This window comes from Kytococcus schroeteri (genome assembly GCF_002847825.1).
GTDB lineage: Bacteria > Actinomycetota > Actinomycetes > Actinomycetales > Dermatophilaceae > Kytococcus > Kytococcus schroeteri.
Genome location: NZ_PKIZ01000082.1, coordinates 1 through 366 on the forward strand (window position 1 = coordinate 1; position 366 = coordinate 366).

Here is a 366-nt window from a genome sequence, read left to right on the forward strand (position 1 = left end):
CCCGCTCCCGGATCCCACTTACCCTGCGCTGCGCGGGAATATTCCCAGTGGGAGATGAGGGTCTGCGTGGTGGCGCGCTTGCCGAGCTTGGTGAGGATCGCTGCACAGATCCGGTAATACGCGTCCAGTTCTGCCTTTGGCCATGGGTCGGTGCCGTTGGACTGCGCCTCAATACCGATGGACTCCCAGTTGGCGTTATTGGTCTGCCCACTGTTTCCAGCCGGGGAGCTCCTTAACGGTCACGCCGTAGGCGCGGATCACATCAGCCAGCCACACAGGGTCGCCACGCCAATTCGGTGCGGGTGTGATCGTCATGACCACTCCAATCCGTCTTTGTCCAACAAAGTCTGCACACATGACTAAACC

At 60.1% G+C, this 366-nt stretch carries 1 pseudogene; it reads right to left on the bottom strand.

What is annotated here, in order from left to right:
* Positions 1–206 (bottom strand): annotated as a pseudogene (locus tag CYJ76_RS13240) (peptidoglycan recognition protein family protein); the annotation flags it as partial.
* Between the last annotated feature and the right edge of the window lie 160 nt (positions 207–366).